The sequence below is a fragment of the Bacillus sp. SIMBA_005 genome, from assembly GCF_046535585.1.
GTDB lineage: Bacteria > Bacillota > Bacilli > Bacillales > Bacillaceae > Bacillus > Bacillus pumilus.
In genome coordinates this window covers 1-258 of the sequence record NZ_JAWRWI010000678.1, presented here as the reverse complement: position 1 = coordinate 258, position 258 = coordinate 1, and the positions used below count along the sequence as shown (strand labels likewise).

Sequence of the window (258 nt, the reverse complement as noted above, 5' to 3'; positions counted from 1 at the left end):
CATCAGACGACAGCTCATACGTCACGGGAGAAGACATCACCGCAGACGGCGGCATCATGGCGTACACATGGCCTGGGAAGATGCTGATTGATGAGAAATGGAAGGAAGAAACGAAATAAGAGAGGGAGCCCCCTCTCTTTTTGTCTTTTAAAGCAATACAACCTTATATTTCTTCACATCCAAAAACTGCAAAAACTCCCTCGCCAGCACTTCTGGCTCATGTGTCTTTCCTTCATCCAGCCGAAACAATATCAGACC

At 46.9% G+C, this 258-nt stretch carries 1 protein-coding gene and 1 pseudogene; one reads left to right on the top strand and one right to left on the bottom strand.

Translation table 11 applies throughout. The features are described from left to right. Nucleotides 1-119: pseudogene (locus tag SB660_RS21805) on the top strand (SDR family oxidoreductase); the annotation flags it as partial. Between the two features lie 28 nt (nt 120-147). Here SB660_RS21805 and SB660_RS21800 read toward each other — a convergent pair. Next, on the bottom strand, nt 148-258 hold a 111-nt coding region (locus tag SB660_RS21800), incomplete at its 5' end, for a hypothetical protein (RefSeq protein WP_410584519.1).